This is a genomic window from Lentibacillus saliphilus (assembly GCF_019093865.1).
Lineage (GTDB): Bacteria > Bacillota > Bacilli > Bacillales > Amphibacillaceae > Lentibacillus_B > Lentibacillus_B saliphilus.
Genome location: NZ_JABJXD010000001.1, coordinates 139,830 through 166,544, shown reverse-complemented (window position 1 = coordinate 166,544; position 26,715 = coordinate 139,830). Strand labels below are relative to the sequence as shown.

General features: G+C 39.4%; 24 protein-coding genes. All 24 read left to right on the top strand.

Features of this window, described 5'->3' with window-relative positions; genetic code table 11:
• Nucleotides 1–123 precede the first annotated feature (123 nt).
• The 24 genes from HPC67_RS00880 to HPC67_RS00765 all read left to right on the top strand — a co-directional run bounded on the left by HPC67_RS00880 (nt 124) and on the right by HPC67_RS00765 (nt 26,612).
• The gene (locus HPC67_RS00880; RefSeq protein WP_217585554.1) at nt 124–858 is read left to right on the top strand and encodes a ClpP family protease; all 735 of its coding nucleotides are present in this window, start codon (nt 124–126) and stop codon (nt 856–858) included.
• Nucleotides 855–1,061 carry a YlzJ-like family protein gene (locus HPC67_RS00875; RefSeq protein ID WP_217585553.1) on the top strand — a complete coding sequence of 69 codons (207 nt, stop codon included), beginning with the start codon at nt 855–857 and terminating at the stop codon, nt 1,059–1,061. Before HPC67_RS00880 ends, HPC67_RS00875 begins: the two co-directional genes overlap by 4 nt.
• 420 nt (nt 1,062–1,481) lie before the next feature.
• On the top strand, nt 1,482–3,791 hold the full coding sequence (locus HPC67_RS00870; protein WP_217585552.1) for an FtsK/SpoIIIE family DNA translocase: 2,310 nt from the start codon (nt 1,482–1,484) through the stop codon (nt 3,789–3,791).
• 82 nt (nt 3,792–3,873) lie between these two features.
• Nucleotides 3,874–5,151, top strand: coding sequence for an EF-P 5-aminopentanol modification-associated protein YfmF (gene yfmF, locus HPC67_RS00865; protein ID WP_217585551.1), 1,278 nt, complete (start codon nt 3,874–3,876; stop codon nt 5,149–5,151).
• Entirely contained in the window at nt 5,144–6,427 is a 1,284-nt protein-coding gene (gene yfmH / locus HPC67_RS00860) for an EF-P 5-aminopentanol modification-associated protein YfmH (protein WP_217585550.1), read from the top strand. Before yfmF ends, yfmH begins: the two co-directional genes overlap by 8 nt.
• A 6-nt stretch (nt 6,428–6,433) precedes the next feature.
• A complete protein-coding gene (gene ymfI, locus HPC67_RS00855) occupies nt 6,434–7,153 on the top strand; it encodes an elongation factor P 5-aminopentanone reductase (protein WP_217585549.1) in 720 nt (239 codons plus the stop codon).
• A 100-nt stretch (nt 7,154–7,253) separates the two neighbouring features.
• Nucleotides 7,254–7,499 (top strand): DUF3243 domain-containing protein, encoded by a 246-nt coding sequence (locus HPC67_RS00850; protein ID WP_217585548.1) that lies wholly within the window; start codon nt 7,254–7,256, stop codon nt 7,497–7,499.
• 225 nt (nt 7,500–7,724) lie between these two features.
• On the top strand, nt 7,725–8,513 hold the full coding sequence (locus tag HPC67_RS00845) for a DUF3388 domain-containing protein (protein WP_217585547.1): 789 nt from the start codon (nt 7,725–7,727) through the stop codon (nt 8,511–8,513).
• 25 nt (nt 8,514–8,538) lie between these two features.
• Nucleotides 8,539–9,444: a helix-turn-helix domain-containing protein gene (locus tag HPC67_RS00840; RefSeq protein ID WP_217585546.1), complete on the top strand. Its 906-nt coding sequence runs from the start codon at nt 8,539–8,541 to the stop codon at nt 9,442–9,444.
• A gap of 100 nt (nt 9,445–9,544) precedes the next feature.
• The gene (pgsA, locus tag HPC67_RS00835) at nt 9,545–10,123 is read left to right on the top strand and encodes a CDP-diacylglycerol--glycerol-3-phosphate 3-phosphatidyltransferase (RefSeq protein WP_217585545.1); all 579 of its coding nucleotides are present in this window, start codon (nt 9,545–9,547) and stop codon (nt 10,121–10,123) included.
• Nucleotides 10,120–11,388, top strand: a complete 1,269-nt coding sequence (locus HPC67_RS00830) for a competence/damage-inducible protein A (protein ID WP_217585544.1) — start codon at nt 10,120–10,122, stop codon at nt 11,386–11,388. Before pgsA ends, HPC67_RS00830 begins: the two co-directional genes overlap by 4 nt.
• 148 nt (nt 11,389–11,536) lie before the next feature.
• Complete coding sequence (recA, locus tag HPC67_RS00825) at nt 11,537–12,559, top strand: recombinase RecA (protein ID WP_217585543.1); 1,023 nt, start codon at nt 11,537–11,539, stop codon at nt 12,557–12,559.
• Nucleotides 12,560–12,907: 348 nt separating this feature from the next.
• Nucleotides 12,908–14,470, top strand: coding sequence for a ribonuclease Y (gene rny / locus HPC67_RS00820; RefSeq protein ID WP_217585542.1), 1,563 nt, complete (start codon nt 12,908–12,910; stop codon nt 14,468–14,470).
• A 204-nt stretch (nt 14,471–14,674) separates the two neighbouring features.
• Entirely contained in the window at nt 14,675–15,472 is a 798-nt protein-coding gene (locus HPC67_RS00815) for a TIGR00282 family metallophosphoesterase (protein ID WP_217585541.1), read from the top strand.
• Nucleotides 15,473–15,574: 102 nt separating this feature from the next.
• Nucleotides 15,575–15,835, top strand: coding sequence for a stage V sporulation protein S (locus HPC67_RS00810; RefSeq protein WP_217585540.1), 261 nt, complete (start codon nt 15,575–15,577; stop codon nt 15,833–15,835).
• Between the two features lie 231 nt (nt 15,836–16,066).
• Nucleotides 16,067–17,635, top strand: coding sequence for a tRNA (N6-isopentenyl adenosine(37)-C2)-methylthiotransferase MiaB (miaB, locus tag HPC67_RS00805; RefSeq protein ID WP_217585539.1), 1,569 nt, complete (start codon nt 16,067–16,069; stop codon nt 17,633–17,635).
• 1 nt (nt 17,636) lies between these two features.
• Complete coding sequence (locus HPC67_RS00800; protein ID WP_217585538.1) at nt 17,637–18,068, top strand: YlbF/YmcA family competence regulator; 432 nt, start codon at nt 17,637–17,639, stop codon at nt 18,066–18,068.
• Nucleotides 18,069–18,467: 399 nt separating this feature from the next.
• Nucleotides 18,468–19,034, top strand: coding sequence for an outer spore coat protein CotE (locus HPC67_RS00795; protein WP_217585537.1), 567 nt, complete (start codon nt 18,468–18,470; stop codon nt 19,032–19,034).
• Between the two features lie 156 nt (nt 19,035–19,190).
• On the top strand, nt 19,191–21,749 hold the full coding sequence (mutS, locus tag HPC67_RS00790) for a DNA mismatch repair protein MutS (RefSeq protein WP_217585536.1): 2,559 nt from the start codon (nt 19,191–19,193) through the stop codon (nt 21,747–21,749).
• A gap of 104 nt (nt 21,750–21,853) precedes the next feature.
• Nucleotides 21,854–23,704: a DNA mismatch repair endonuclease MutL gene (mutL, locus tag HPC67_RS00785; RefSeq protein ID WP_217585535.1), complete on the top strand. Its 1,851-nt coding sequence runs from the start codon at nt 21,854–21,856 to the stop codon at nt 23,702–23,704.
• Nucleotides 23,705–23,765: 61 nt separating this feature from the next.
• Nucleotides 23,766–24,215 carry a Dps family protein gene (locus tag HPC67_RS00780; protein ID WP_217585534.1) on the top strand — a complete coding sequence of 150 codons (450 nt, stop codon included), beginning with the start codon at nt 23,766–23,768 and terminating at the stop codon, nt 24,213–24,215.
• Nucleotides 24,216–24,234: 19 nt separating this feature from the next.
• Nucleotides 24,235–25,170 carry a tRNA (adenosine(37)-N6)-dimethylallyltransferase MiaA gene (miaA, locus tag HPC67_RS00775; protein ID WP_217585533.1) on the top strand — a complete coding sequence of 312 codons (936 nt, stop codon included), beginning with the start codon at nt 24,235–24,237 and terminating at the stop codon, nt 25,168–25,170.
• Nucleotides 25,171–25,206: 36 nt separating this feature from the next.
• Complete coding sequence (hfq, locus tag HPC67_RS00770) at nt 25,207–25,434, top strand: RNA chaperone Hfq (protein ID WP_217585532.1); 228 nt, start codon at nt 25,207–25,209, stop codon at nt 25,432–25,434.
• Nucleotides 25,435–25,679: 245 nt separating this feature from the next.
• On the top strand, nt 25,680–26,612 hold the full coding sequence (locus tag HPC67_RS00765; RefSeq protein ID WP_217585531.1) for an AAA family ATPase: 933 nt from the start codon (nt 25,680–25,682) through the stop codon (nt 26,610–26,612).
• Nucleotides 26,613–26,715 lie beyond the last annotated feature (103 nt).

The following is a 26,715-nucleotide window of genomic DNA, read 5'->3' as shown; positions in this document are numbered from 1 at the left end:
GTAAGCAAAAAACAAGCGGTTTGTTCAATCGCTTGTTTTTTGCTGTAGTGTATCCCGTGTATTGACTGATCTGTTTTTGTTTATACTAACGCTTAAAAGCTCTCTACTGGAGGTTATGTCTATATGACGAATGATACACCAAACAAAAACGATGATAAACAAGACACACAACAAGGTGGTTCGTCTCTTGTACAAAAAATTCAGCAACTCGGTCAAGCAAATGTTGCACAAGCACCTGATTCTAATATTCACGTGTTATCGATAATTGGCCAGGTTGAAGGTCATGTTCAATTGCCGCCACAAAATAAGACAACAAAATACGAGCATTTATTACCCCAGCTCATCGCAATTGAGCAAAATCCCAAAATCGAAGGGCTGATTATCTTACTCAATACAGTTGGTGGTGATGTTGAAGCGGGACTTGCACTATCAGAAATGATTGCGTCAATATCAAAGCCAACTGTATCGATCGTGCTCGGGGGCGGGCACTCTATTGGGGTACCGATCGCTGTTGCATCAGATTATAGCTATATTGCACCGACAGCGACGATGACGATTCACCCGATCCGATTGACCGGATTAGTCATTGGTGTGCCTCAAACCTTTGAATATCTTGATAAGATGCAAGACCGTGTGATCGATTTTGTCGTGAGTCATTCTCACATTAAAGAAGATAAATTTAAGGAATTAATGTTTGCCAAAGGGAATTTGACGAGAGACATAGGGACGAATGTTGTTGGTAAAGATGCTGTCGAATATGGTCTTATCGATGGTATCGGAGGCGTGAAAGAGGCCATGCAAAAAGTAAATGAACTCATTAGTCAAACGGGTGGTCAGGGAGAAGGGGTGATTCAATGATTCTTTATACACCCTTATCAGAAACAGATATTTTCCCAACTGATGAACAAACACTTGTAAAAAGACAGTGTATGACCCATCAAGGAAAGATGTGCTTTGTAGAACAAAAAGGGGATGGTAGCTATGAAATGCTACAGCTTTTATCAACCGATCCAAATGATTTTTTAAATGGTGATTTTCAACCTGGAACCATTATCAAATGATATGAAATTACAAGATAATATAACAGCTCAAGATTTAGCAACAATAAGCTGTTATCCGTTGTTACGTACCTTAATTAAGACATCAATCCTACCCAATATATGATATAATGGAATTAATTGGGCTAACATTTAAAGAGACTGGGACATAACAAAAAGGTTAATCCAAAAGACGAATAATGCTCAACACTAGCTCCGGAAATACACGTAGACTCCAGTGGGAGCGAGGCTCAACAGCCGCCCACGGTCGCCTAAGTTCGGTCACGTCCTGTGACCAACGCCGACACTTAAACATCATGTTTGTCGGTCGCGAAGTGTATTTTCGGAGCGGCCGTATTATTTGGATTTCATTTGGGTAAAAGACTTTTGTCTCAGCCTCTTTCTTTGCAATGAAGGTCGGCTAACAGATAAGAGGTGATGGAAATGGCAAAAAAACGCCGGAAGAAAAAAAGCAGCAGACTGAAGAAACAAGTTAAATTTGAACTATTAGGCTTATTATTTATATTTTTGGCTATTTTTGGAAGTGGTGCGAGAGCGATCAGTGACGGGGTCATCCCTGGAGGTCTTGAATACATATTTAGGTTCTTTCTAGGAATCTGGTATTTTGTCGCATCCATTATCTTATTAATACTAGGAATTTCGTTACTTGTAAAAAGACGTTATCCAGATTTTAAGCATAAGAGAATGATCGGCTTTTATATCATTTTTCTCGGAATTCTATTATTCACGCATATTCAAACCTTTGAACGTTTAATAATGGTTTCAGAAGATACGTCTATTATTAATGCGACATGGCAACACTTCATAGCATTTGTTCAAGGAGAGGGAACAAGTGCTCAAACAGGCGGCGGCATGATCGGTGCCCTTCTTTTCGCTTTTTGCTACTATTTGTTTTCGTTTGTAGGGGCGAAAATTGTATCAGTCTTCACCATAATAGTCGGCATTATTTTTCTAACGGAATTTTCTCTAGGTGATTTCTTTAAAAAACTAATTGGAAAACTAAAAATGACGATCAGTGGCATGCTTAATCAAATTAAAGCGTCACGAGAAAAACGCTTAGCGCAAAAAGAAGCACATCAAGAAATGACTTATGAGGAAGAAGTGTCTCCAGAGACGACTGAACATTCGTCAGAACCCATCATTCAAGATTTCACTGATGTTGCTTATTCAAATCCTAATTCCACAGAAAGCAATATGAAAGAGCATGAGAAGGAAACACGTAAAAGTCAAAACAATACTACCGATACTGCCGAAGATGATATGGCATTAGGACAAACATTACCAATGGCTGAAACAGAAAACCATGATTATACTTTGCCACCAATGCATTTATTAATTGAGGGTGAACAAGGGTCACAACAGCAGGAAAAAACGCATATTCAAGCTGTTGTTCGTAAGCTTGAACGGACATTCCATAGTTTTGGCGTAAAGGCGAAAGTGAGTAAAGTTCATGTTGGGCCTGCCGTAACGAAATATGAAGTTTATCCAGAAGCTGGTGTCAAGGTGAGTAAAATTGTCGGTCTGCACGATGATTTGGCATTAGCATTAGCAGCAAGAGATTTAAGAATTGAAGCACCAATTCCAGGTAAATCAGCTGTTGGAATTGAAGTACCAAATCAAGAAGTTGCAATGGTCTCTTTGCGAGAGGTTATTGAAACTGTTACCCCAAAACAAGCAGGGAAGTTAATTTTTGCACTAGGCCGCGACATATCAGGGGATTCGATTATTGCTGAACTGAACAAAATGCCACATCTATTAATCGCAGGTGCAACAGGCAGCGGTAAAAGTGTTTGTGTGAATGGTATTATTACAACAATTTTAATGCGAGCAAAGCCACACGAAGTGAAGATGATGATGATTGATCCAAAAAAGGTCGAATTGAATGTATACAATGGCATCCCACATTTGTTGGCACCAGTCGTGACTGATCCGAAAAAAGCGTCACGCGCATTAAAGAAAGTTGTAGCGGAAATGGAAAGACGATATGACTTGTTCTCGGATACAGGCACACGAAATATTGAAGGCTACAATGAGTATGTGCGCCGTTATAACCAAACGACAGCGCCTGAAGATCAACAGCCTTTATTACCTTATATCGTCGTTTTAGTTGATGAACTCGCTGATTTGATGATGGTCGCTTCCAATGATGTAGAAGATGCGATCACTCGACTTGCTCAAATGGCTCGAGCTGCTGGAATTCATTTGATCATTGCGACGCAACGACCATCAGTAGATGTTATCACAGGTATTATTAAAGCAAATATCCCATCAAGAATTGCCTTTAGTGTGTCTTCACAAACTGATAGCCGAACAATACTTGATTCAGGGGGTGCAGAAAAACTCCTTGGCAGAGGGGACATGCTGTTTATGCCTGTAGGTGCATCTAAACCGATTCGCGTACAAGGCGCATTTTTGTCAGATGAAGAAGTAGAACGAGTTGTTGATCATTGTATTGAACAACAAAAAGCGTCTTATCAGGAAGATATGATTCCTGAAGAAACAAATGAAGCTGTGGAACAAGTTGATGATGATTTATATGATGATGCTGTTCAATTAGTGATCGAAATGGGAACTGCGAGCGTGTCCATGCTTCAAAGGAGATTTCGCATTGGCTACACACGTGCTGCCCGACTTATTGATGCAATGGAAGATAGAGGTATCGTTGGACCGTATGAAGGCAGCAAACCACGAACTGTCCTTGTTTCTACCGCATCAGAAGAAAAAACATCTTAACATGCGAATCCATTCTCAGTTACTTTCTGTGATTAAATAACTCCGAGGTGTACACAATATAGACAAGTTGGAGGGATGATAGATGGAAACCATATTCGAGCACCAAAATATTCGCTTTCATATCGTGCCCAATAAAGCATTTAAAACCATTACAATTGTTGTGAAAATAAGAGGAGACCTTACGCGTGAAACAATTACAAAAAGAGCGCTGCTTCCATATGTGTTAAGACAAGGTCCAGCTAAATATCCGACACGACGGGACCTACAGCTTAAGCTCGATCATTTATATGGTGCACGCTTATCGCTTGATGGTTCAAAAAAAGGCGATAACCATATCATTACATTACGTCTTGATACCGCAAACCAAAAATACATTTCAGACGAATCGTCGATATTAGAAGAAGCAATACAATTATCGAGTGATGTTTTATTCAACCCGAATGTAACTGTAAATGGTTTTAAATCAGACATCATTCAACGGGAAAAAGAAACGTTACGTAAAAAGCTGCTGTCTATTTATGATGATAAAATGGCATATGCTAACATGCGCTTAATAGATGAAATGTGCAAGGAAGAGCCCTATCATCTGCATGCACACGGATATGAAGATGATTTAGGAGCGATACAATCTGATACACTTTACGAATACTATCAACAGATGCTAACTGAAGACGATATTGATGTGTATGTGCTAGGTGATGTGGAAAAAGCTGATGTTCAAGATCAACTCTTTTCCTCATTTCAGCGTCGTCACAAGCTCGAACGAACAGAAAAAGCGTCAGAGCCTTCACACACTGTCAGTGCACCTAATACCGTTATTGACGAGCAGGCTGTTCAGCAAGCAAAGCTTCATATCGGGTACCGGACTTATTGTACATACAGTGATGATGATTATGGTGCATTACATGTGTTCAATGGTCTTTTTGGAGGCTTCCCCAGCTCTAAGTTGTTTGTGAATGTGCGCGAAAAAAACAGCTTGGCCTATTATGCAGCTTCAAGAATTGAAAGTCATAAAGGGCTTTTACTCGTCTTTTGTGGCATTGCACCAGAGGATTATAACGCTGCCAAAACGATCATATCCGAGCAGCTTGAAGCAATGAAACAGGGCGATTTTACGGAGCGCGAACTAGAAGAAACGAAGGAATTGATCGTAAATCAGCTTATGGAGACGATGGATCATCCTAAGGGCTTAATTGAAATGCTTTATCAGCAAGTGTTAGCTCACACAAAACTTGATCCAAAAGCGTTAATTGACAGGATTAAAGCTGTCGAAAAATCAGCAGTCGCTCGAGTTGCAAAGCAGGTGGAGCTAGACACTGTATACTTGTTGACACGTAAAGGTGGTGGTCACGGTGAATAAATTCACATATGACGATATTTCAGAAACGATCTATAAGACAACATTAAGCAATGGGCTTACAGTATGTCTCATTCCACGGGAAGAAATGGCAAAAACATATGGTGTTTTTTCAACAAATTACGGGTCAATAGACCGCATGTTTACCCCTTTCAATCAACAAGAACCAATAAGTGTGCCAGATGGAATCGCGCATTTTTTGGAGCATAAGCTCTTTGAAAAAGAAGACCATGATGTGTTTGCGGACTTCGGAAAACAAGGGGCATCAGCCAATGCTTTTACATCGTTTACAGAAACCGCATATTTATTTAGTGCGACATCTCGCATTCAGGAAAACGTCACAACACTATTAGATTTTGTACAAGACCCTTATTTTTCTGATCAATCAGTGGAAAAAGAAAAAGGCATTATTACACAAGAAATTACAATGTATGATGATCAGCCTGACTGGCGGATGTTTATGGAAACGATAAAGGCGATGTATCATGATCATCCTGTCAATATCGATATTGCAGGCACTGCTGAGTCTATACAACTAATTACGAAGGATGATCTATATACATGCTACAATACGTTTTATCATCCTAGCAATATGACGTTGGTCGTTGCTGGTCGTTTTGACCCTAATGACATGCTCAAACTGATTGAAATGAATCAATCAAATAAAACATTTTCAGAAGTACTGCCGATTAATCGTGTCTTTCCAGACGAGCCCACTGTTGTCGCAAAAAAAGAACATGTCTTCTCAATGCCAGTGTCAACGCCTAAATGTACGATTGGAATTAAAGAGCCAGAAATTCCAGTGGATGGGGATGCTTTTCTGAAAAAGGAACTGTTCATGAGTATGTTTCTTGATTTCTTTTTCTCAAAGAGTGGTGCATTTTACGAACAGCTTTACCAAAAGGATCTGATTGATGACAGCTTCTACTTTGAAACAAATTTAAATCCTAATTTTGGATACGCGCTCATTGGAAGCAACACTACTCACCCTGATGTTTTTGCTGAGCACGTTAAACATATGCTCTTAACGATCGGTCAAAATGAAGTGTCACTTCAAGATTTTGAACGAATGAAAAAAAAGAAAATAGGCCAATTGCTTATGGCGATGAACTCACTTGAATTTACGGCTAATAAATTCATCCATTATGACCGCCTTGGCATTGATTTGTTTAGCATGATTAACGTCATTCAATCGCTTTCCGTTGAAGAAGCACAGCAGTTTCTGAAAAACTGGATTAAACCAGATCAAATAGCTGTGTGCAAGCTGATAACGGAGTAAATGATCATGGGGAAGAATATATTAATTATTGGAGCGAGTGGTGGTATTGGCCAAGCGACGGCCATTCAATTGGTCCGAGACGGTCATCAAGTGATTTTACACTACAACAAAAATCGTTCCGCCATTGACTATATTATCGACCAAGTTGAAATGACACGTGTTTTATCTGTTATCCAAGCTGATTTAACAATTCATGCATCGGTTGAGCAGCTCCTGACAAGTTTGGCTTTTACTGTTGATGCTGTTGTATTCGCGGGGGGAGAGGCTCATATTAATTTATTCCAGGATACAACAGAGACTGTGATGGATCATATGCTTATGCTTCATGTTAAATCTCCTTGGCTCATATCTCAGAGGCTACTGCCTGGCATGCTTCAAAAACGAGCAGGTGACATCATATTCATTTCCTCAATTTGGGGAGATTGTGGTGCAAGTATGGAGGTTGTGTATTCTTCTGTGAAAGGGGCACAAAACAGCTTTGTTAAGGCGCTAGCCAAAGAATTAGCACCGAATGGTATTAAGGTTAATGCCATTAGTCCAGGCTATGTTGATACAAAAATGAATGATCATTTATCCGATGAAGATAAACAAAGTCTACTGGATGAGATACCTATTAAAAGAGCAGCTACGCCTTATGACATTGCACAAACCGTTCGCTTTCTAATCGGAGAGGCGACCTGTATAAATGGGGAGATCATTCGTATCGATGGTGGATGGCGTCCTTAATCGGCGTTTACAGTGCCTGTCTTTAGGCGAAATGACATGCATAAAACCTCTTAAACAACAAACACTATGTGTGTAAAATTGATAAAGGAGGCATGTGGGCATGTCAGTTCTTGATAATTTTGAGACGTGGAAAGATTTTTTGTCCAATAGATTGGAGCAAGCTCAATCGCAAGGTATGGACCAACAGACGATATCTAATGTAGCCTATGAAATTGGTGACTATCTTGCGAAGCATGTTGACGCCAAAAATAAAGAAGAAGCGATTTTGCGTGAGCTTTGGAATGCCGCTTCTGAAGAAGAACGGCATACACTTGCAAACACAATGATCAAGCTTGTTCAACATTAGAAACCAATAGCCGACCTTCGATAACACACGCACGCATCAAATAACACTCTTTCATGAAGAAAGGGTGTTATTTGTCTTTTCATATGATTTCATTGGGAAATTTAGGTTTTGATTTGAAGAAATGTATCAATCGGCTTTTCACAGAGCGAGAAATCAGATATGATGTATGTAGATAACTTTTTGATAAAATGGGTACCATAAGCAAAGTGTGTAAAGGGGTTTCTCATGAAAAAAACAGAATGGTATCTTGAATATGAAATTATAATTAATCGTCCCGGTCTGCTTGGTGATATTTCTTCCTTGATGGGGATGTTGTCGATTAATATTATTACGATTAATGGCGTAGAGGACTCTCGTCGTGGGATGTTGCTTTTGTCAAAAGAGGATGAGCAAATTACACGATTGTCATCTGTTTTAGCAACAATGGATACGATTCACGTTAAAAAATTAAGAAAACCTAAATTACGTGATAAACTTGCTGTTAGACATGGGCGTTACATTCATCGTGATGCCGATGATCATAAAACAGTACGGTTTGTGCGTGATGAACTGGGTTTGTTAGTAGATTTTATGGCTGAATTGTATAAGACACAAGGACACAAGCTTATTGGTGTTCGTGGCATGCCGCGCGTCGGTAAGACGGAATCGATCGTTGCAGCTAGTGTAAGTGCAAATAAAAGATGGGTCTTTGTGTCAAGCACACTTTTAAAGCAAACTGTTAGAAATGAGCTCATTGAAGGGGAATATAGCCAAAATCATATTTATATCATTGATGGCGTTGTATCAAAACGACGGGCAAATGACGTACACTGGCAATTGATTAGGGAAATCATGCAACTTCCGGCAGTGAAGGTTGTTGAGCATCCTGACGTTTTTATACAAACGACCGAATATGAATTAGAGGACTTCGATTACATCATCGAATTAAGAAGTAACGAGGACGAAAAAATTACTTATGAAGCGATTGAACAACCTAACATAATTCAAGATAATGGTTTTTCCATGTTTGATTGATTTCTAAAAATGGATGGTGTTATTTATGGGAATAGGTACTAGGCTCAAAGAAGCGCGTGAAGCGAAAGATATTTCATTAGATGAATTACAGGAAACGACTAAAATACAAAAGCGTTATTTACATGCAATCGAAGAAGAAAATTACCAAATACTACCAGGGACATTTTATGCACGAGCATTTATTAAAGAGTATGCTGTCAGCGTAGGCTTAAATGCTGATGAGCTCCTTGCTGAGTATGAAAATGATTTACCAAAACTGCAAGAGGATGATGCGCCACAATATACACGCATTCAACGTTCACGTAAAAGTACTGTTCCGGCTAAAAACTCTGCTGTTTTTTCGATCATCCCTAGAATCATCGTTGTTATATTAGTACTTGGCATTGTATTTGCTGCTTGGTACTTTATTAAAGAGAACCTCACTGATGAGGCACCAGAAAATGCGATTGAAGAACCAGGAGACAATGAAGTGATTCGTAACCCTGGAAGCAACGACGGTGCATCAAATGATGGTACATCGAATACGGACGATAACGCTGAAGAAGAAAATGATACTGAGGACAATGCTGATACGACTGAAGAACCAGCAGAACCAGAACTAGAGCTTGAACTCATTGACAATCAAACGACTGGCAATAGTGCAACGGCAGTATACGAATTAAAGCACGCAGGTGACGCCATTTTAGCAACGTTAGAAACAGATGTTAAAACGTGGCTGACAGTAACAGATACAGATGAAGAAATGCTCTATTACGATTTCTTTGAAGCGGAGCAATCCCCTTTAGAAATTGATTTTTCAGGTGAAAATGAAGTGTATCTCAAGATCGGCAATGCTTCAGGTATATCCATTAAAATTAATGGTGTAGAATTGGATTTACCAAATGATCCAAAGCAATATGTCGTTCAAAACATTACCATAAACATCAAATGAGTTTTACACTAAAGAATAAAAATTTAATGTTATGACTGGACCCTTCCTATAAGTCCTGTTTTGGAAGGGTCCTGTATATTGATTAGGAGGATGTACGACTGTGAATTTACCAAATAAACTTACTTTATCACGAATTATTTTAATACCGATTTTTATTGTTTTGTACAGCGTCCCGTTTGGTTGGGGAGAATGGGAGATCGGTGATACGGTTCTACCAATTGCACATTTTAGTGCGGCAATGCTTTTTATTTTAGCATCAACAACGGATTGGATCGATGGTTATTATGCACGCAAGTATAACTTGGTAACAAATCTAGGGAAATTCCTCGATCCACTCGCTGATAAATTACTCGTTTCCGCGGCTTTGATCCTTCTTGTTGAATCAGGCCTAGCACCTGCATGGGTCGTTATTGTTATATTAAGTAGAGAATTTGCTGTTACAGGCCTTCGACTCGTCGCTGCAGGTGAAGGGATCGTTCTTGCCGCAAGCAGTATGGGCAAAATCAAAACAGTGACCCAAATTGTTGCAACATCTGCTCTTTTGCTGCACAATTTCCCATTTTCATATACAGGTATCCCGTTTGCAACGATTATGCTTTACATTGCTATGATCTTAACATTTTGGTCAGGTGTCGAATACTTTGTTAAAAATTGGCATGTTATGAGGGATTCTAAATGAACACATCATCTATAAATGCGGAGATTATTGCTGTAGGAACAGAGTTGTTGTTAGGTCAAATCGCTAATACGAATGCACAATGGTTGTCTGATCAATTAGCACAAAATGGTATTAATGTCCTTTATCATAGTGTAATCGGTGACAATTTAAACAGGGTTCAAGAAACGTTTTCCCATGCTCAATCTCGATCTGATCTCGTTATTGTAACTGGGGGACTTGGTCCGACCGAAGATGATATGACAAGAGAGGCATTCAGTGCGTTAAGCGGACTCTCCATGATTAATCATGAATTATCCTTAAAAAAAATAGTCGACTATTACGAACGACATCAGCTTGAAATGACTCCTAATAATGAAAAACAAGCGCGTGTATTTGAAGGGGCAATCGTTTTAGAAAATATGGCTGGAATGGCTCCAGGTATGATTGTTGAGCATGCAGATTGCACGTGGATATTTCTCCCGGGTATCCCAAGAGAAATGAAGCAGCTGTTTGGTGAAGGGGTTTTGTCTCATATTAAGAAGCTTGTAGGAACTGATATGGTCATTAAGTCGACAGTGTTAAAATTTGCAGGCATTGGTGAATCGCAACTTGAACATGAACTGAAAGATTTAATTGCGAACCAGCATAATCCAACAATTGCACCTTTGTCACAGTCAGAGGGTAATGTCATTCGTCTAACAGCAAAGGAACGTTCCGATGAACATGCTGATGTGTTATTGGAGGCCACAAAGTCCGTCATTGTAAAGCGCCTCCACAATTATTATGTTGGCTCGGATGAAGACACACTTGAATCTGTCGTCGTTTCTCAATTAAAAGCTCTGCATTGGACAGTCGGGGCTGCTGAAAGCTTGACAGGCGGCCTCTTTACAGCCAAACTCATTTCCGTACCTGGTGCATCAGACGTGTGTCCGGGTGGACTTATTACCTATCATAACGATGCTAAACAACAACTGCTTGGTGTATCAAAAGACATCTTAGACAATTACGGAGCTGTAAGTGAACAGTGTGCATTGGAAATGGCGCGTCAAGTTAAGACCACCCTTCAAACAAAAGTCGGCATTAGCTTTACAGGTGTTGCTGGTCCAGATCAAGTGGAGGAACAGCCTGTTGGCAGTGTTTATATTGCACTGAGTGCCGATAACGGCTTCGAAAAAGTTCATCATATAGAGCTTGAAGGTAATCGGAACACGATTAGACAGAAAGCCGTGATGAAAGGTTTAACGCTTCTCTTTAATTTTATAAATTCGCAATCGACGAAGGTCTAAAATGGTCATATGAGCCACTAATGAAGGCAGTTTATTCATTTTCAGAAATATTCACACGCAAAAACATAAGAACATCTATTCGTTTTTCACTTGGCAAAACATAAAAAAACAGTTATGATGGGTTTAGATGAAAAAGGAGGTAGTCTTTGTGAGTGATAGAAAACAAGCGTTAGATATGGCGTTAAGACAAATAGAGAAGCAGTTTGGTAAAGGGTCAATTATGAAATTAGGTGAACAAGCTGAGCAAAAAATGGCTACGATCCCTAGTGGGTCATTAGCACTTGATATTGCCTTAGGAATTGGTGGTTATCCACGGGGACGTGTCGTGGAAATCTACGGTCCTGAATCATCAGGTAAAACAACTGTTGCCCTTCATGCGATTGCTGAGGCACAGAAAAAAGGCGGACAGGCCGCTTTTATTGATGCAGAACATGCACTAGATCCAACATATGCCAGAGCACTTGGTGTGAACATTGAAGAGTTACTCTTGTCCCAACCCGATACTGGAGAACAAGCGTTAGAAATCGCTGAAGCGTTAGTTCGAAGCGGGGCAGTTGATATTATTGTTGTCGACTCTGTTGCAGCACTCGTTCCGAAAGCAGAGATTGAAGGGGAAATGGGCGATTCACACGTTGGACTGCAGGCACGACTCATGTCTCAGGCGTTAAGAAAACTATCTGGTGCCATTAATAAATCAAAAACGACTGCCATCTTCATTAACCAGATCCGTGAAAAAGTCGGGGTCATGTTCGGAAATCCAGAGACGACACCAGGAGGACGTGCACTAAAGTTCTATTCATCTGTTCGTCTTGAAGTGCGTCGCGCAGAAACACTTAAACAAGGCAATGAAATGGTCGGTAATAGAGCACGGATTAAAGTTGTTAAAAACAAAGTCGCTCCGCCATTCAGACAAGCCGAAGTCGACATCATGTATGGAGAAGGCATTTCAGCTGAAGGAGAAATTCTCGACATCGGTTCTGAACTTGATATCGTACAGAAGAGCGGTGCTTGGTATTCTTACAATGAAGAACGTTTAGGTCAAGGTCGTGAAAATGCCAAACAGTTCTTAAAAGAAAACACAGACACATTGCTTGAAATTCAACAGGCTATTCGTCAGCATTACCAATTAGATGAAACGGTTGAAGAAGAGCCCGAAGAAGTAGAACAATAGACAGATGGATCAAATCCTTTATCTTCCTAAACGAGATAAAGGATTTTTTCGTTTGCAAAAGCTACAAAGGATTGGCTATCTTCATTTAAGGTTACTACTACAAACGTTCTATACATCAGCAAGCATCTGTGTGCCTCAAACATTCAAAAAATGTTAGCCCCTATCAATATCCATAAAAATCCAATCTCTTTTTGACGTTTTCTTGACTTTATGCGCGTTGACAATTAAAATTAACATGTATAATTATATAGGTTGATTATACGCGTCCATTCATTCTTTTTGTTATTTGAAATGGTATATGCCGACAATAAAGAATTTGACAAATTTATAGCAATAGGAGGTGAATTCGTGGATCCAAAGACTATTATCATCTCCATTTTGCTTACCCTACTCGTCGGTATTGTTGTTGGTTATCTGATTCGAAAATCCATTGCAGAAGCCAAAATATCCAGTGCGGAAAATCTGGCAAAACAAATTGTTGATGAAGCACATCGAAACGCAGATGCGGCCAAAAAAGAGGCACTGCTGGAAGCGAAAGAAGAAAACCATAAATTTCGTCAGCAGGTAGAAGATGAACTTCGTGAGCGCCGTTCAGAAATACAAACTCAAGAAAATCGCCTGATGCAGAAAGATGAAAATCTGGACAGGAAAAGTGATACGCTGGATAAGCGTGAGCTCTTGTTAGAGAAAAAGGAACAATCGTTAGCAGAAAAGCAACAACAAATTGAAGAAATGGAAAGCAAAGTGGAGCAACTAAAACAAGAGCAGCAAGCAGAGCTGGAACGTATTTCCGGCTATACAAACGAACAAGCTAAACAAGTGATACTGGAACGTGTTGAAAAAGAGCTTGCACATGAATCAACTCTGAAGATAAAAGAAGCAGAAAACCATGCGAAAGAAGAAGCTGATAAAAAAGCTAAGAATATATTATCTCTCGCATTACAGCGTTGTGCTGCGGACCATGTTGCTGAAACGACTGTATCTGTTGTTAACTTGCCGAATGATGAAATGAAAGGTCGAATTATCGGTCGAGAAGGTCGTAACATTCGGACACTTGAAACATTAACAGGGATTGATCTCATTATCGACGATACACCAGAAGCTGTTATTTTATCTGGATTTGATCCCATCCGTCGAGAAATCGCTAGGATGGCATTAGATAGACTTGTACAGGATGGTCGAATCCATCCAGCTAGAATTGAGGAGATGGTTGACAAGGCAAGAAGAGATGTTGATGAACATATACGCGAAGTCGGAGAGGAAACGACTTTTGAAGTAGGTGTACATGGACTGCATCCGGATCTCATAAAAATTCTAGGTCGCTTGAAGTATCGGACAAGCTATGGTCAAAATGTACTCAAGCATTCCAGTGAAGTCGCTTATTTATCTGGTTTACTTGCTGCTGAATTAGGTGAAGACCAAACCCTGGCGAAACGCGCAGGTCTACTTCATGACATTGGTAAAGCAATCGATCATGAAGTTGAGGGTAGTCACGTTGAGATTGGTAAAGAACTCGCTATGAAGTATAAAGAGCATGAGGTCGTTATTAATTCAATTGCATCACATCATGGCGATGAAGAACCAACTTCAATTATATCCGTGTTGGTAGCAGCCGCTGACGCATTATCAGCTGCTCGCCCAGGAGCGAGAAGTGAAACGTTGGAAAATTACATCAAACGTCTCGAAAAACTCGAAGAAATTTCTGAGTCCTTCAAAGGTGTTGAGAAATCATTTGCGATTCAGGCTGGACGTGAAATTAGAATCATGGTGAAACCAGATGAGATAGATGATCTCGAATCGATTCGTGTAGCCAGAGATATTCGAAAACGAATTGAAGGCGAATTGAACTATCCAGGTCACATTAAAGTAACCGTTATTCGAGAAACAAGAGCTGTAGAATACGCTAAATAAAATACAATGCCAGAGAAGAGCGTGTGTCCATATGCTGAAACTGCAAATGGACACATGCTTTATTTATAGGGAAATAGGTGTGATTGTTGCGTACAATATATAAGACATTTAAATCCGATCTGCTTCTACCTGTCTCATTTTTGACAATATAGATATGATGTGAAACACTATGATAAACGCACACATAAAAGGATGGAGTGTACTATGAACATATTATTTATAGGCGATGTCGTTGGATCTCCGGGAAGAGATATGGTATCAGCTTATTTGCCAAAATTAAAAGAAGCCTATCATCCACAATTAACGATTTTAAATGGTGAAAACGCCGCAGCTGGAAAGGGTATCACCGAAAAAATATATAAACAATTTCTTGAATTAGGTGTTCAAGTCGTAACGATGGGTAACCATACATGGGATAAAAAAGACATCTTTGATTTTATAGATGACGCTGAACATATGATTAGACCGGCTAATTTTCCAGAAGACACACCAGGAACAGGATTAACATTTGTAAAAATAAATGGAAAAGAAGTCGCGGTTATTAATCTCCAAGGGCGTACATTCCTCCCGCCTCTTGACGATCCTTTTCGAAAAGTGGATGAACTTATTGAACAAGCTCAAAAACGTACATCAATGATTTTTCTCGACTTTCATGCTGAAGTGACGAGCGAAAAGCAAGCGATGGGCTGGTATGTAGATGGCCGAGTGAGTGCAGTTGTTGGCACACATACACATACACAAACCGCAGATGAACGCATATTGCCAAAAGGCACAGCATACATTACTGATGTAGGTATGACCGGACCGTATGATGGTATCCTTGGCGTTGAAAAAGATGCTGTTCTTAAACGATTTTTGACTCAGCTCCCTGTTCGATTTGAAATTGATAAAACAGGCCGTAATCAATTAAATGGTGTGTTAGTAACCATTAATGAGCAAACTGGAAAAGCTCAACAGGTTAAACGTATCATGATTAATGATGATCATCCGTTTTTTGGATAATTATTTTGATCGTATTCGAATTCATTCATAATACAGTAATAAGGCATGGACATAACGAATATATTGACAATAGAATGGCAATATCAAAAGGAGGTACCAGGCATGGAAGTATTGAAGGTTTCAGCTAAATCAAATCCAAACTCAGTAGCAGGTGCACTTGCAAATGTATTACGAGAACGTGGCACAGCCGAAATTCAAGCGATTGGTGCAGGTGCTCTAAATCAATCCGTAAAAGCAGTTGCTATTGCACGAGGGTTTGTTGCTCCAAGTGGTGTCGACCTAATTTGTATCCCTGCGTTTACGGATATTATGATTGATGACGAGGAACGTACAGCCATTAAGTTGATTGTTGAGCCTCGCTAACAACAACTACAAAGAAAAAGTGTGTTGCGCATCGCGCAGCACATTTTTTTGTGCCCTGTTTTTTCGACCATTATATTATGCGAACAATTTAAATGATAACGATAACCATTAAGCCAAAAGAACGTTTTTGTTTGCGGTTTATCATCGGTTGTTGTTATATTATTAATTAGGCTCTATACTGTAATATTGTACAATAGTGACGTTGATATAAAGAAAAGAAGAGGTGTTCCTATGAACGAACAACAACGAAAAGAACAAGCACAAATTAAGCAGCATGCATCCGCGGACAAAAAATCCGGCCTGGATAAACCATTATCTGAGAAAACATCTGCTGATTTTGCCAAATATTTTGAGACGACGTATGAGCCACCTAACATCAATAAAGCGCGGAAACGCGGACGTGAAGATGTTGAAGTTCATTATGACTTTAGCATCCCAGAAGATATGAAACGAATTGGTGAAGGAAAGAAATTCTTAATTCGGACATACGGCTGCCAAATGAATGAGCATGATACAGAAGTTATGGCAGGGATTTTTAGTGAAATGGGTTATGAAGCAACAACGGAAACAAATGAAGCTGACATCATCCTATTAAATACGTGCGCCATCCGAGAAAATGCCGAGAATAAGGTATTCGGCGAAATTGGACATTTAAAACCTTTGAAACTCGAAAAACCTGATTTAATTATCGGTGTATGTGGTTGTATGTCGCAGCAGGAGTCTGTCGTTAATCGGATTTTAAAAAAGCACCAGCATGTTGATTTGATTTTCGGTACGCATAACATTCACCGTTTACCGCACCTGGTCAAGGAAGCGATGTTTGGAAAAGCGCAAGTTGTCGAAGTGTGGTCCAAAGAAGGCGATATTATTGAGAATCTCCCCAAAGTGCGTCACGGAAAAATTAAAGCCTGGGTTAACATTATGTATGGCTGTGATAAGTTCTGTACGTACTGTATTGTACCAATGACACGCGGCAAGGAACGGAGTAGGCTACCAGAGGACATTATTCAAGAAGTCCGTCATTTAGCGGCTCAAGGTTATCAGGAGATTACAGTGCTCGGACAAAATGTTAATGCGTATGGTAAAGATTTTGAAGATCGTGACTATCGGTTTGGCGATCTCATGAATGATTTACACAAGATTAACATTCCGAGAGTTCGCTTTACGACATCACACCCTCGAGACTTTGATGACCATTTAATTGACGTGCTAGCACAAGGCGGTAATTTGCTTGATCACATCCACTTACCCGTTCAATCAGGTAGCAGTGATGTATTAAAGAAAATGAATCGTAAATATACACGCGAGGACTATTTGGAACTGGTTCGAAAAATTCGTGCCGCGATTCCAAATGTCACACTCACGACAGATATTATTGTCGGTTTCCCTAACGAAACTGATGAACAATTTGAAGAAACAATGACACTCGTAGAAGAAGTTGGCTTTGAAGCGGCCTATACTTTTATATACTCACCACGTGAAGGTACACCGGCTGCACGTAAGAAAGATGATGTCCCAGAAGACGTCAAGAAGCAACGCTTGTATCGTTTAAATGAACTTGTTAATAAGCAATCAGCTGACGCAATGAAAACATATCTAGGAAAAACTGTAAAAGTACTCGTTGAAGGTGAAAGTAAAAAAGATCCAAATGTTTTGGCAGGATATACCGAAAAAAATAAACTTGTTAATTTTATCGGACCGAAATCAACAGTTGGACAAATCGTTGATGTAACAATTACCGAAGCAAAGACATGGTCATTAGATGGCGTTATGGTAGAAAACACGATAGGAGCGAAATAACATGGCACAATACACACGTAAAGAAGTGCTTGATGAAGCGAAGTATCTGGCTAACATGATGGCAAACATGGAGGAAATTGATCGGTTTAAGCAAGTCGAGGCTAAAATCAATGCAAATCAAAAAGTTCAGCAAAACATTAAGCGAATAAAAGCTTTGCAGAAGCAAGCCGTTAACTTTCAAGCGTATGAAAAAACAGAAGCACTTGCAAAGGTCGAAGCCGAAATTGATCGACTTCAAGCAGAATTAGATGAGATTCCAGTTGTTCAAGAATTTAAAGACATTCAATTACTCGTTAACGATGTTCTCCAGCTCGTTACAGGTACAATCGCACGCGAGGTTACCAATCATGTGATCGAATCGACCGGCGGTGACCCGCTTTCCGGTGAAACAGGTTCAAAGATTGCTAACAGCACATCGTGTGGCTTTAAGTAAGAGCATGGGGCAAAAGAGGATTAGCCAAATCAAAATCAGAATAAAACCACCGCTCCGGAAATATACTTCGTGACCGACAACCAGGACGGTTTAGTGTCGACGTTGGCGCAGGAAGCGCCGAACTTAGTCGACCTTCCCCACTGCGGGGTCTAACCTATGTTTTCCTCCCGCTGGAGTTTGCGGATATTTCCAGAGCTGGTGTAGAGCATTGTTCATATTTTGGATTAAAATTTAAGTTATGTCCCAGCCTGTTAAAGTAAGACATAAGCGAATGATGCAACATTGATATACATGTTATGGGTGTTTTAAAAAACCTCTTCTATGTTTTCAGAGTCACTTATGCACTTTAGGTATTTGTCTTGCATAAAATGACTATGAAAAAGAGGAGGTAAACGCGATATGAGTTTTTTGGATAAAAAATATAGAGAAGTCATCACAAGAGCTGTTTGTGGAAAAGGCCGCAAGTTCACACAGGCAACCCATACTATTTCACCTTCACACCGCCCATCTAGTATTCTAGGGTGCTGGGTCATCAATCATCTTTATAACGCTAAAAAGAAATCAGCTGACACTGTAGAAATTAACGGAAGCTACGACATAAATATTTGGTATTCGTATAATGACAATACAAAAACGGAAGTTGTCACAGAGCGGATTACGTATTGCGACTATGTTCCTTTGGCCGTTAAAGATGACCATTGCATAGGTGATGACTTCGATGTTGTCGCTAAAGTTATTCAGCAACCGAATTGTCTCGAATGCAAGATCGCAAAAGAAGATCAAAAAATTATCGTAGAAGTCGAACGTGAATTTGCTGTTCAAGTTATTGGTGATACGAAAATGTATGTTAAAGTTGCTCCAAAGGATTACGAACATGAAGATGACGATGATGATTCTTGGGATTTTGAATTGACCGATGATGAACTGAGTGACGTCAATCCGGATTTTCTATCCCATAAAGATTAAATAGGTTGTGAGAGAGCCATCCTCTCTCGCAACTTTTTTTCTTTTCCTCAAATAAACAAATTTGAATCCGAATAACGTGCAGTCTTGCATGTGCATTTATGTTATAATGGACCTTATTAAACACTACTAGAAAAAAAGGACGGTCGGGGGATAATCATGTCTAAGCACACACCTATGATGCAGCAATATTTAAAGATTAAGGCAGCGCATCAAGATGCCTTTTTGTTTTTTCGGTTAGGTGATTTCTATGAAATGTTTTTCGACGATGCGATACACGCATCAAGAGAATTAGAAATTACGTTAACGAAACGCGACTCCGGACAAAAAGAAGCAATACCGATGTGTGGCGTACCTTATCACTCCGCAGATAATTATATTAAAATATTAATTAGCAAGGGTTATAAGGTTGCAATTTGTGAACAAGTAGAAGATCCTAAAGAAGCAAAGGGTGTTGTCAAACGAGAAGTTGTTCAAATGATCACGCCTGGTACAGTAATGGAAACAACAATGTTGAATGAAAAAGAGAATAATTATATCGCCAGTCTGTCTCATTTTAATGACGGATCTTTTGTCATTGCCTATAATGACTTATCTACTGGAGAAAATGCTTTAGTTTTAATTGAGCAGGGTTGGAGTGCTGTCGTTCATGAATTGTACAATCGACATATAAAAGAAATCGTCATTTCATCCAACTTACCAGAACACATGCAGGATGAACTTAAGAATACGTTAAACATCATATTATCGTTTCAAGATGATACAACGTTTAATGCTGAATATCGTACACTTTGCGAAGCATTAGATGACGAACGATTCATGCAGGCGTTTAGCAGACTGTTAAACTATATACAAGACACACAAAAAAGATCACTCGATCATTTACAGCCAGCTCAACCGATCGTTTTAAAAGATTACTTATCCCTTGACATGTATTCAAAACGAAACCTGGAATTAACGGAAACAATTATGAAAAAACAACGGCAAGGCAGTTTATTATGGGTCCTTGATAAAACGGTTACGGCAATGGGATCAAGACTGTTAAAGAAATGGCTGGAAAGGCCGCTCATTCATCAATATAAAATAGAACAGCGACTGGATCTTGTTGAAGGATTGTTGGAAGGTTTTATGGAAAGAGATACACTTCGACACCTTTTAAAAGATATTTACGACCTTGAACGTCTTGCGGGGCGAATTTCTTTTGGAAATGTTAATGCACGGGACTTACTGCAGCTTAAACAGTCTTTGCAAAAAATTCCTCATATTAAAATCGTATTAAAAGAATTTCCAAATGAAAAAGTACAACAGCTCGGTGACAAGCTCAATTATCCGACTTCTGTTGTTGAGCTCCTTGAAAACAGCTTGACTCAAGATCCACCTGTGACAATTAAGGAAGGCAATCTCATCAAAGACGGTTATCATGACCAGCTTGACATCTATCGAGACGCTTCAAGAAATGGAAAACAGTGGATTGCAGAGCTTGAGAAACAAGAAAAAGAACAAACCGGAATTAAATCTCTTAAAATCGGTTATAATCGTGTGTTTGGTTATTACATTGAAGTATCAAAGGCAAATTTACACGTACTACCAGAGGGACGTTATGAAAGAAAGCAGACGTTAACGAACGCCGAACGGTTTATTACGCCTGAATTAAAGGAGAAAGAGCAGCTTATTCTAGATGCGGAAGATAAAAGCATTGAACTTGAATATGAGCTCTTTTTAGACATTCGCAATCAAATTAAATCTTATATTAAGGAAATACAACAATTAGCTGAACACGTGAGTGAAATTGATGTTCTCCAATCATTTGCGACAGTAAGTGAGGCGAATCATTATAGTCGTCCGTCTTTTTCTGAGCATAAGGTATCCATTCAGAATGCCCGACACCCTGTTGTTGAGCAAGTGATGAAAGATGAGATGTACGTCCCGAACGATGTAATTATGGACGCGAACCGTCGCATGCTATTAATCACTGGTCCAAATATGTCAGGGAAAAGCACGTATATGCGCCAGCTCGCTTTAATTGCTATTATGGGACAAGTTGGCTGTTTCGTTCCTTGTGAAAAAGCAGAGCTTACAATTTTCGACCAAATTTTCACAAGAATTGGTGCTGCGGATGATCTCGTCTCAGGAAAGAGCACGTTTATGGTTGAAATGCTAGAGGCTAAGCATGCATTAACACACGCGTCTGACAAAAGTTTAATTCTACTTGATGAAATTGGCCGTGGTACAAGTACATATGACGGCATGGCACTTGCTCAAGCAATCGTAGAATATATTCATAATCAAATCGGTGCAAAGACGTTATTTGCTACCCATTATCATGAATTGACAGATTTAGAGAACAGTTTATCTAGTTTACAAAATATACACGTGAAAGCAGAAGAATATGAAGGGAAAGTTATTTTCCTCCATCAAATAGAAGATGGTCCTGCCGATAAAAGTTATGGCATCCATGTTGCCAAGCTAGCTGATTTACCGCATATTTTAATCGAACGCGCTTCTTTCATCTTAGAAGACTTAGAAAAAGCGAACGAGCCGACATCTGGCCAGTTGTCATTGTTTGGCATAGCTGAACATGCTGTCAAAGAAAAGCCAGATAAAGGAACAGGAAAGTCTGAAGCATTAGTAAAGGAACTCACAGAACTTGAATTATTTGACATGACACCAATGGACGCAATGAACGCATTATATCGCTTGCAAAAAATGATCAAATAATAACTACATCTAATTAAATTGTCAGTGCCCGGTTATTGGTATTGCGGGAATGCCCCATATAAGCCGAGGATGATTATTCAGGATAGGTTGAAAGGAAGATGTGCATGCGAATCATTCAAATGCCCGACAGCCTCGCCAATAAAATAGCCGCTGGAGAAGTCGTCGAGCGGCCGGCCTCGGTTGTTAAGGAGCTTGTTGAGAATAGTATTGATGCCGAAAGTACTTGGATTCGAATTGAAATAATAGAAGCTGGCTTAAAAAAAATACGGCTCGTTGATAATGGCGTTGGAATGTCAGAATCAGATGCAGATCGCGCTTTTTTGCGACATGCGACGAGTAAAATCAAGCATGAGGCTGATTTATTTCACATTCGCTCACTTGGGTTTCGTGGCGAAGCGCTAGCAAGTATTGCAGCCGTTAGCCGGTTAATGATTAAAACATCTGAAGGAGAGGAAGCGGGTACGCTCCTAACGATGGAAGGTGGTAAAGTAATCGGGAAAACGAAAAGCGATGCCCGAAAAGGGACGGAAATTGTCGTCGAAGATTTATTTTTTAATACACCTGCCCGATTAAAATATATGAAGAGCCTTCATACAGAACTTGGTCATATAACTGAGCTGCTCAACCGCTTTGCGCTGTCACATCCGCATATTCGATTTGATGCGTTTCATAATGGGAAGTCACTGTTCAAGACAACTGGATCAGGGCAGTTACTTCAAGTGATTCAAAATATTTATGGTATGGGCGTAGCACAAAAAATGCTACCGATTACTGCCAATACACGTGATTTTAAGCTGGACGGGTATATTGGAAAACCAGAGCTGACGCGAGCATCACGACAGTACATTACGCTTATCATAAACGGGCGCTTTGTTAAAAGCTATCCATTGTCTCAGGCTATTAGTAGAGGCTATCATACGATGCTTCCAATTGGAAGACACCCAATTGTCGTTCTTGCGATTCATATGGATCCTATACTCGTTGACGTTAACGTTCATCCTGCTAAAATGCAAGTTCGTTTTAGTAAAGAAAAAGAACTTGAAGCTCTTGTTGAGGATGCGATTAAACAAACGCTTCATCAAACCGATTTAATTCCCACTGTGCAAAAGGAAAAACGTGAGCAACCACGCACGACTCAACCTAGCATGGTGCTTGAAGAACCTACGACGCACATGCGGGATCGGAACCATGCGCAAAACAATTATGTTTCAGAACGTAACAGGCGAGTTTTCAATCACTTTACCGATGAGCCAAAGCCAGAAAGTGATATGCAACGTTCTGAGAATGATGTTTTAGCGTCTGAAAGTCATTTATCAAACCAACCTGAGCCTAGCAATGTCCCAATGGAGGCAGAAATTGAGCAAAATAGAGAAAAAATCCCTGTCATGTATCCAATTGGACAGTTACACGGCACGTATATTCTTGCACAAAATGACAATGGATTTTATATGGTAGATCAGCATGCTGCTCAAGAACGTATAAAATATGAACACTTTAAAAAGGAGCTGGGAACGCCTTCGAACGAGTTACAGGATATGCTGATACCACTTACATTTGATTTTTCGGGTCAGGAAGCCCTTTTTATTGAAAATAACCGCCAAGAGCTTGAAGCAATAGGACTTTACTTTGAATCGTTTGGACCACAATCGTACGTGATTCGTTCCCATCCAAATTGGTTCCCTAAAGGGATTGAAGAAGACATTATTAGAGACATGGTCGAACAGATTATTCAAAAAGGCTCCATTAATCTCGAGAATGTAAGAGAAGAAGCAGCCATAATGATGTCTTGTAAACGATCAATTAAAGCTAATCACCATTTGAATCAAGACGACATGACACAGCTTCTTAATGATTTACGAATGGCTGACAACCCTTATACGTGCCCACATGGACGACCAGTCATTGTGCATTTTTCATCATATGAAATAGAAAAGATGTTCAAAAGAGTGATGTAACGGGTATAAGTGAAGATCTTTATGTCGATGCTGATATAAAAATGTGTTTGAGGTGAATGACATGGATCAGCAACGATTAATTAACTATTTAAACCAGCTTTTATCGAACCAGTTTATCATGTACGTGAAACTACATCGATACCATTGGTTCGTAAAGGGCCCACACTTTTATGAACGGCATCGACTTTTTGAAGTATTGTATGACGAGACAGCAGAACAGCTGGATCAAGTTGCCGAACGCATATTAGCCATTAATGGTAAACCACTCGCTACAATGGCTAAGTTTCTTAAAGAAGCGACACTGACTGAAGCTTCCGCAGATGATACTGAAGCAGAAATCATGTCTCAGCTACAAGCAGACTTTGAATCGCTCGTTCAAACAATAAAAGAAACAGGACTTACATTGGTATCTCGTGAAGAGGATGAACCAACAACCGACTTACTTGTATCTCTACAAAGCACTTATGAAAAACACATATGGATGCTTAAGGCAAGTCAATCAACACAATAAAAATTGCAGGGGAATACGCATGAAGAAAAAACTTGTTGCAATAGTTGGACCAACGGCTGTCGGGAAAACAGACCTTAGTATTGAAGTTGCTAAACGGTTTAACGGTGAAATTATTAGCGGCGATGCAATGCAAGTGTATAAGGGAATGGACATAGGAACAGCAAAGGCAACCATCGAGGAAAGGGAAGGTATACCTCATCATATGTTAGATATTAAACAGCCAGATGAGCCTTTTTCTGTTGCCGATTTTCAATCACATGTTTATGCATGCATTGAAGACATTATTGCTCGTAACAAGCTACCGATTCTAGTTGGAGGTAGTGGACTATATGTTCAAGCGGTGATTCATCATTATCAATTTGCTGAACATAAACGGAATGAAGCATTCACACAAAAATTAGAGACGTTTGCTGAGGCAAACGGGGTAGAGGCGTTGTACGAAAAATTAGTGGTCATTGATCCTGAGCATGCCCGAACGATCCATCCTAACAATTATAGACGGGTAATAAGAGCATTAGACATTTATGAATCTACGGGCCTTACGATGACAGAATATCAACAAGCACAAGTAAATAATCAGCCCTACGATGCTTATTTAATAGGTCTTGAAATGGATCGAGCTTCCCTATATGATCGCATTAATCAACGTGTTGACAAGATGGTTGCAACGGGACTCATTCAAGAGGTTGAATATCTGTATAATATGGGATATGAGCACGAACAGGCGATGAAAGCGATCGGATATAAAGAACTTATCCCATATTTAAAGGGCGAAATCGGCTTAACAGAAGCGATTGAACACCTTAAACAGAATTCCAGAAGATTTGCAAAACGTCAATACACATGGTTTAAAAATAAAATGGATGTCACATGGTATGCTGTATCTGAACAAAATAAATCCCGTGTATGGAAAACTATTTTCACAGATTTAGAAGGATTTTTAAAAGACATGTAGAAAATATATAGTTAGATAGAAAAGAGGAGGAGAAAGATGTCACAGCAAATTAATATTCAAGAGCAATATTTAAATCAGCTTAGGAAAAATCATGTTTTAGTCACCGTTTTTTTAACAAATGGATTCCAACTTAGAGGAACTGTGAAAGCATTCGACAATTTCACCGTTTTATTTGATATCGACGGTAAACAGCAGCTTATTTTTAAACATGCCATTTCTACATTTGCGCCGTCCAAAAATGTTGTATTGGATACTGGTGAATAACGATTAAGTGTAAAGCATCATGCTTACCTAAGAATAGTAGTTGAAACGGACGCTCAGTCGTCCGTTTTTCAATTGTTAACAGTTTGTATCCTGTAATGACAAAAGCTTTGAAGTAATATGTTTATTGAAATACATAATTGGTCATAAGTTTATTACAATTCAAGCATCTTCTATTTGAGAAATAACTAGGCGTTTATCACACGAACATGCCTCCGAGCGTATGATATGGAGAACGAGGTGATGATGTGGAAACTCAAGTAAAGCATGATAAAAGCGGGCAAATTAACATCGTTTTACAGAAAAAAAATAGTGAATATCATCAAGAAGTGCGACAGGACCATCAACAAATTAATCCGCCATTTACCGATATTGATCAAGCGTTTTCGTCTGTAGTCGGTTTAGAGCGTCTCAAGCAGAATATAAAGGAAATTTATGCTGTGAAAATCATCAATGAAAAACGTGATATGCTAGGTCTTGCCAATACCAATCAGGTGCTGCATATGATGTTCAAAGGAAATCCTGGTACAGGAAAAACGACAATGGCGAGAAAGTTAGCCACCTTATATCATGAAATGAACCTCTTGTCTAAAGGGCATCTGATAGAAGCAGAAAGAGCCGACCTCGTTGGCGAGTATATTGGTCAGACCGCACAAAAAACAAGGGCTTTAATAAAAAAATCAATGGGTGGTATTTTATTCATTGATGAAGCCTATTCATTAGGACGGGGTGGCGAAAAAGATTTTGGTAAAGAAGCAATTGATACATTGGTAAAGCATATGGAAGATCATCATAATGATTTTGTGTTAATTTTGGCTGGTTACCCTCAAGAAATGGAACGGTTTTTAGCATTAAATCCAGGGTTGAAATCGAGATTTCCATTTATTATTAATTTTAAAGACTATGATACTGACCAACTGATTCATATTGCTGAACAGATGGCAGCAGAGAGGGAATATAAACTATCAACTCAAGCAAGATGGAAGTTGAAAAGCCTTATTCAACAACAATTGACATATGAACGCGCAAATTTTGCTAATGCGCGTTATGTAAGAAATCTAATCGAGCAAGCAATTAGGGTGCATGCAATGCGTTTAGTGTGTGCCAATAGGATTTCTAATGAAGAATTAATTCAATTAACCGCTGATGATATTAAAGATGAACAGCACCATTCCTCTTAATAATGTGTTTATGACCATCTCACTGTATACAGTATTTATGACTGTTTAAAAAAGAATTTTATAAGTGAATACGATAATTTCTTAAAAAATTGTTTTGTGAAAC

Excerpts from the sequence above, each read along its gene's own strand:
- HPC67_RS00875 (WP_217585553.1), top strand. The coding sequence starts at position 855 with ATGATTCTTTATACACCCTTATCAGAAACAGATATTTTCCCAACTGAT.
- HPC67_RS00795 (WP_217585537.1), top strand. The coding sequence starts at position 18,468 with ATGAGTTTTTTGGATAAAAAATATAGAGAAGTCATCACAAGAGCTGTT.
- HPC67_RS00880 (WP_217585554.1), top strand. The coding sequence starts at position 124 with ATGACGAATGATACACCAAACAAAAACGATGATAAACAAGACACACAA.
- HPC67_RS00800 (WP_217585538.1), top strand. The coding sequence starts at position 17,637 with ATGGCACAATACACACGTAAAGAAGTGCTTGATGAAGCGAAGTATCTG.
- ymfI (WP_217585549.1), top strand. The coding sequence starts at position 6,434 with ATGGGGAAGAATATATTAATTATTGGAGCGAGTGGTGGTATTGGCCAA.
- HPC67_RS00830 (WP_217585544.1), top strand. The coding sequence starts at position 10,120 with ATGAACACATCATCTATAAATGCGGAGATTATTGCTGTAGGAACAGAG.
- miaB (WP_217585539.1), top strand. The coding sequence starts at position 16,067 with ATGAACGAACAACAACGAAAAGAACAAGCACAAATTAAGCAGCATGCA.
- HPC67_RS00810 (WP_217585540.1), top strand. The coding sequence starts at position 15,575 with ATGGAAGTATTGAAGGTTTCAGCTAAATCAAATCCAAACTCAGTAGCA.
- mutL (WP_217585535.1), top strand. The coding sequence starts at position 21,854 with ATGCGAATCATTCAAATGCCCGACAGCCTCGCCAATAAAATAGCCGCT.
- HPC67_RS00850 (WP_217585548.1), top strand. The coding sequence starts at position 7,254 with ATGTCAGTTCTTGATAATTTTGAGACGTGGAAAGATTTTTTGTCCAAT.
- mutS (WP_217585536.1), top strand. The coding sequence starts at position 19,191 with ATGTCTAAGCACACACCTATGATGCAGCAATATTTAAAGATTAAGGCA.
- HPC67_RS00870 (WP_217585552.1), top strand. The coding sequence starts at position 1,482 with ATGGCAAAAAAACGCCGGAAGAAAAAAAGCAGCAGACTGAAGAAACAA.
- miaA (WP_217585533.1), top strand. The coding sequence starts at position 24,235 with ATGAAGAAAAAACTTGTTGCAATAGTTGGACCAACGGCTGTCGGGAAA.
- hfq (WP_217585532.1), top strand. The coding sequence starts at position 25,207 with ATGTCACAGCAAATTAATATTCAAGAGCAATATTTAAATCAGCTTAGG.
- HPC67_RS00780 (WP_217585534.1), top strand. The coding sequence starts at position 23,766 with ATGGATCAGCAACGATTAATTAACTATTTAAACCAGCTTTTATCGAAC.
- HPC67_RS00845 (WP_217585547.1), top strand. The coding sequence starts at position 7,725 with ATGAAAAAAACAGAATGGTATCTTGAATATGAAATTATAATTAATCGT.
- HPC67_RS00815 (WP_217585541.1), top strand. The coding sequence starts at position 14,675 with ATGAACATATTATTTATAGGCGATGTCGTTGGATCTCCGGGAAGAGAT.
- HPC67_RS00840 (WP_217585546.1), top strand. The coding sequence starts at position 8,539 with ATGGGAATAGGTACTAGGCTCAAAGAAGCGCGTGAAGCGAAAGATATT.
- yfmF (WP_217585551.1), top strand. The coding sequence starts at position 3,874 with ATGGAAACCATATTCGAGCACCAAAATATTCGCTTTCATATCGTGCCC.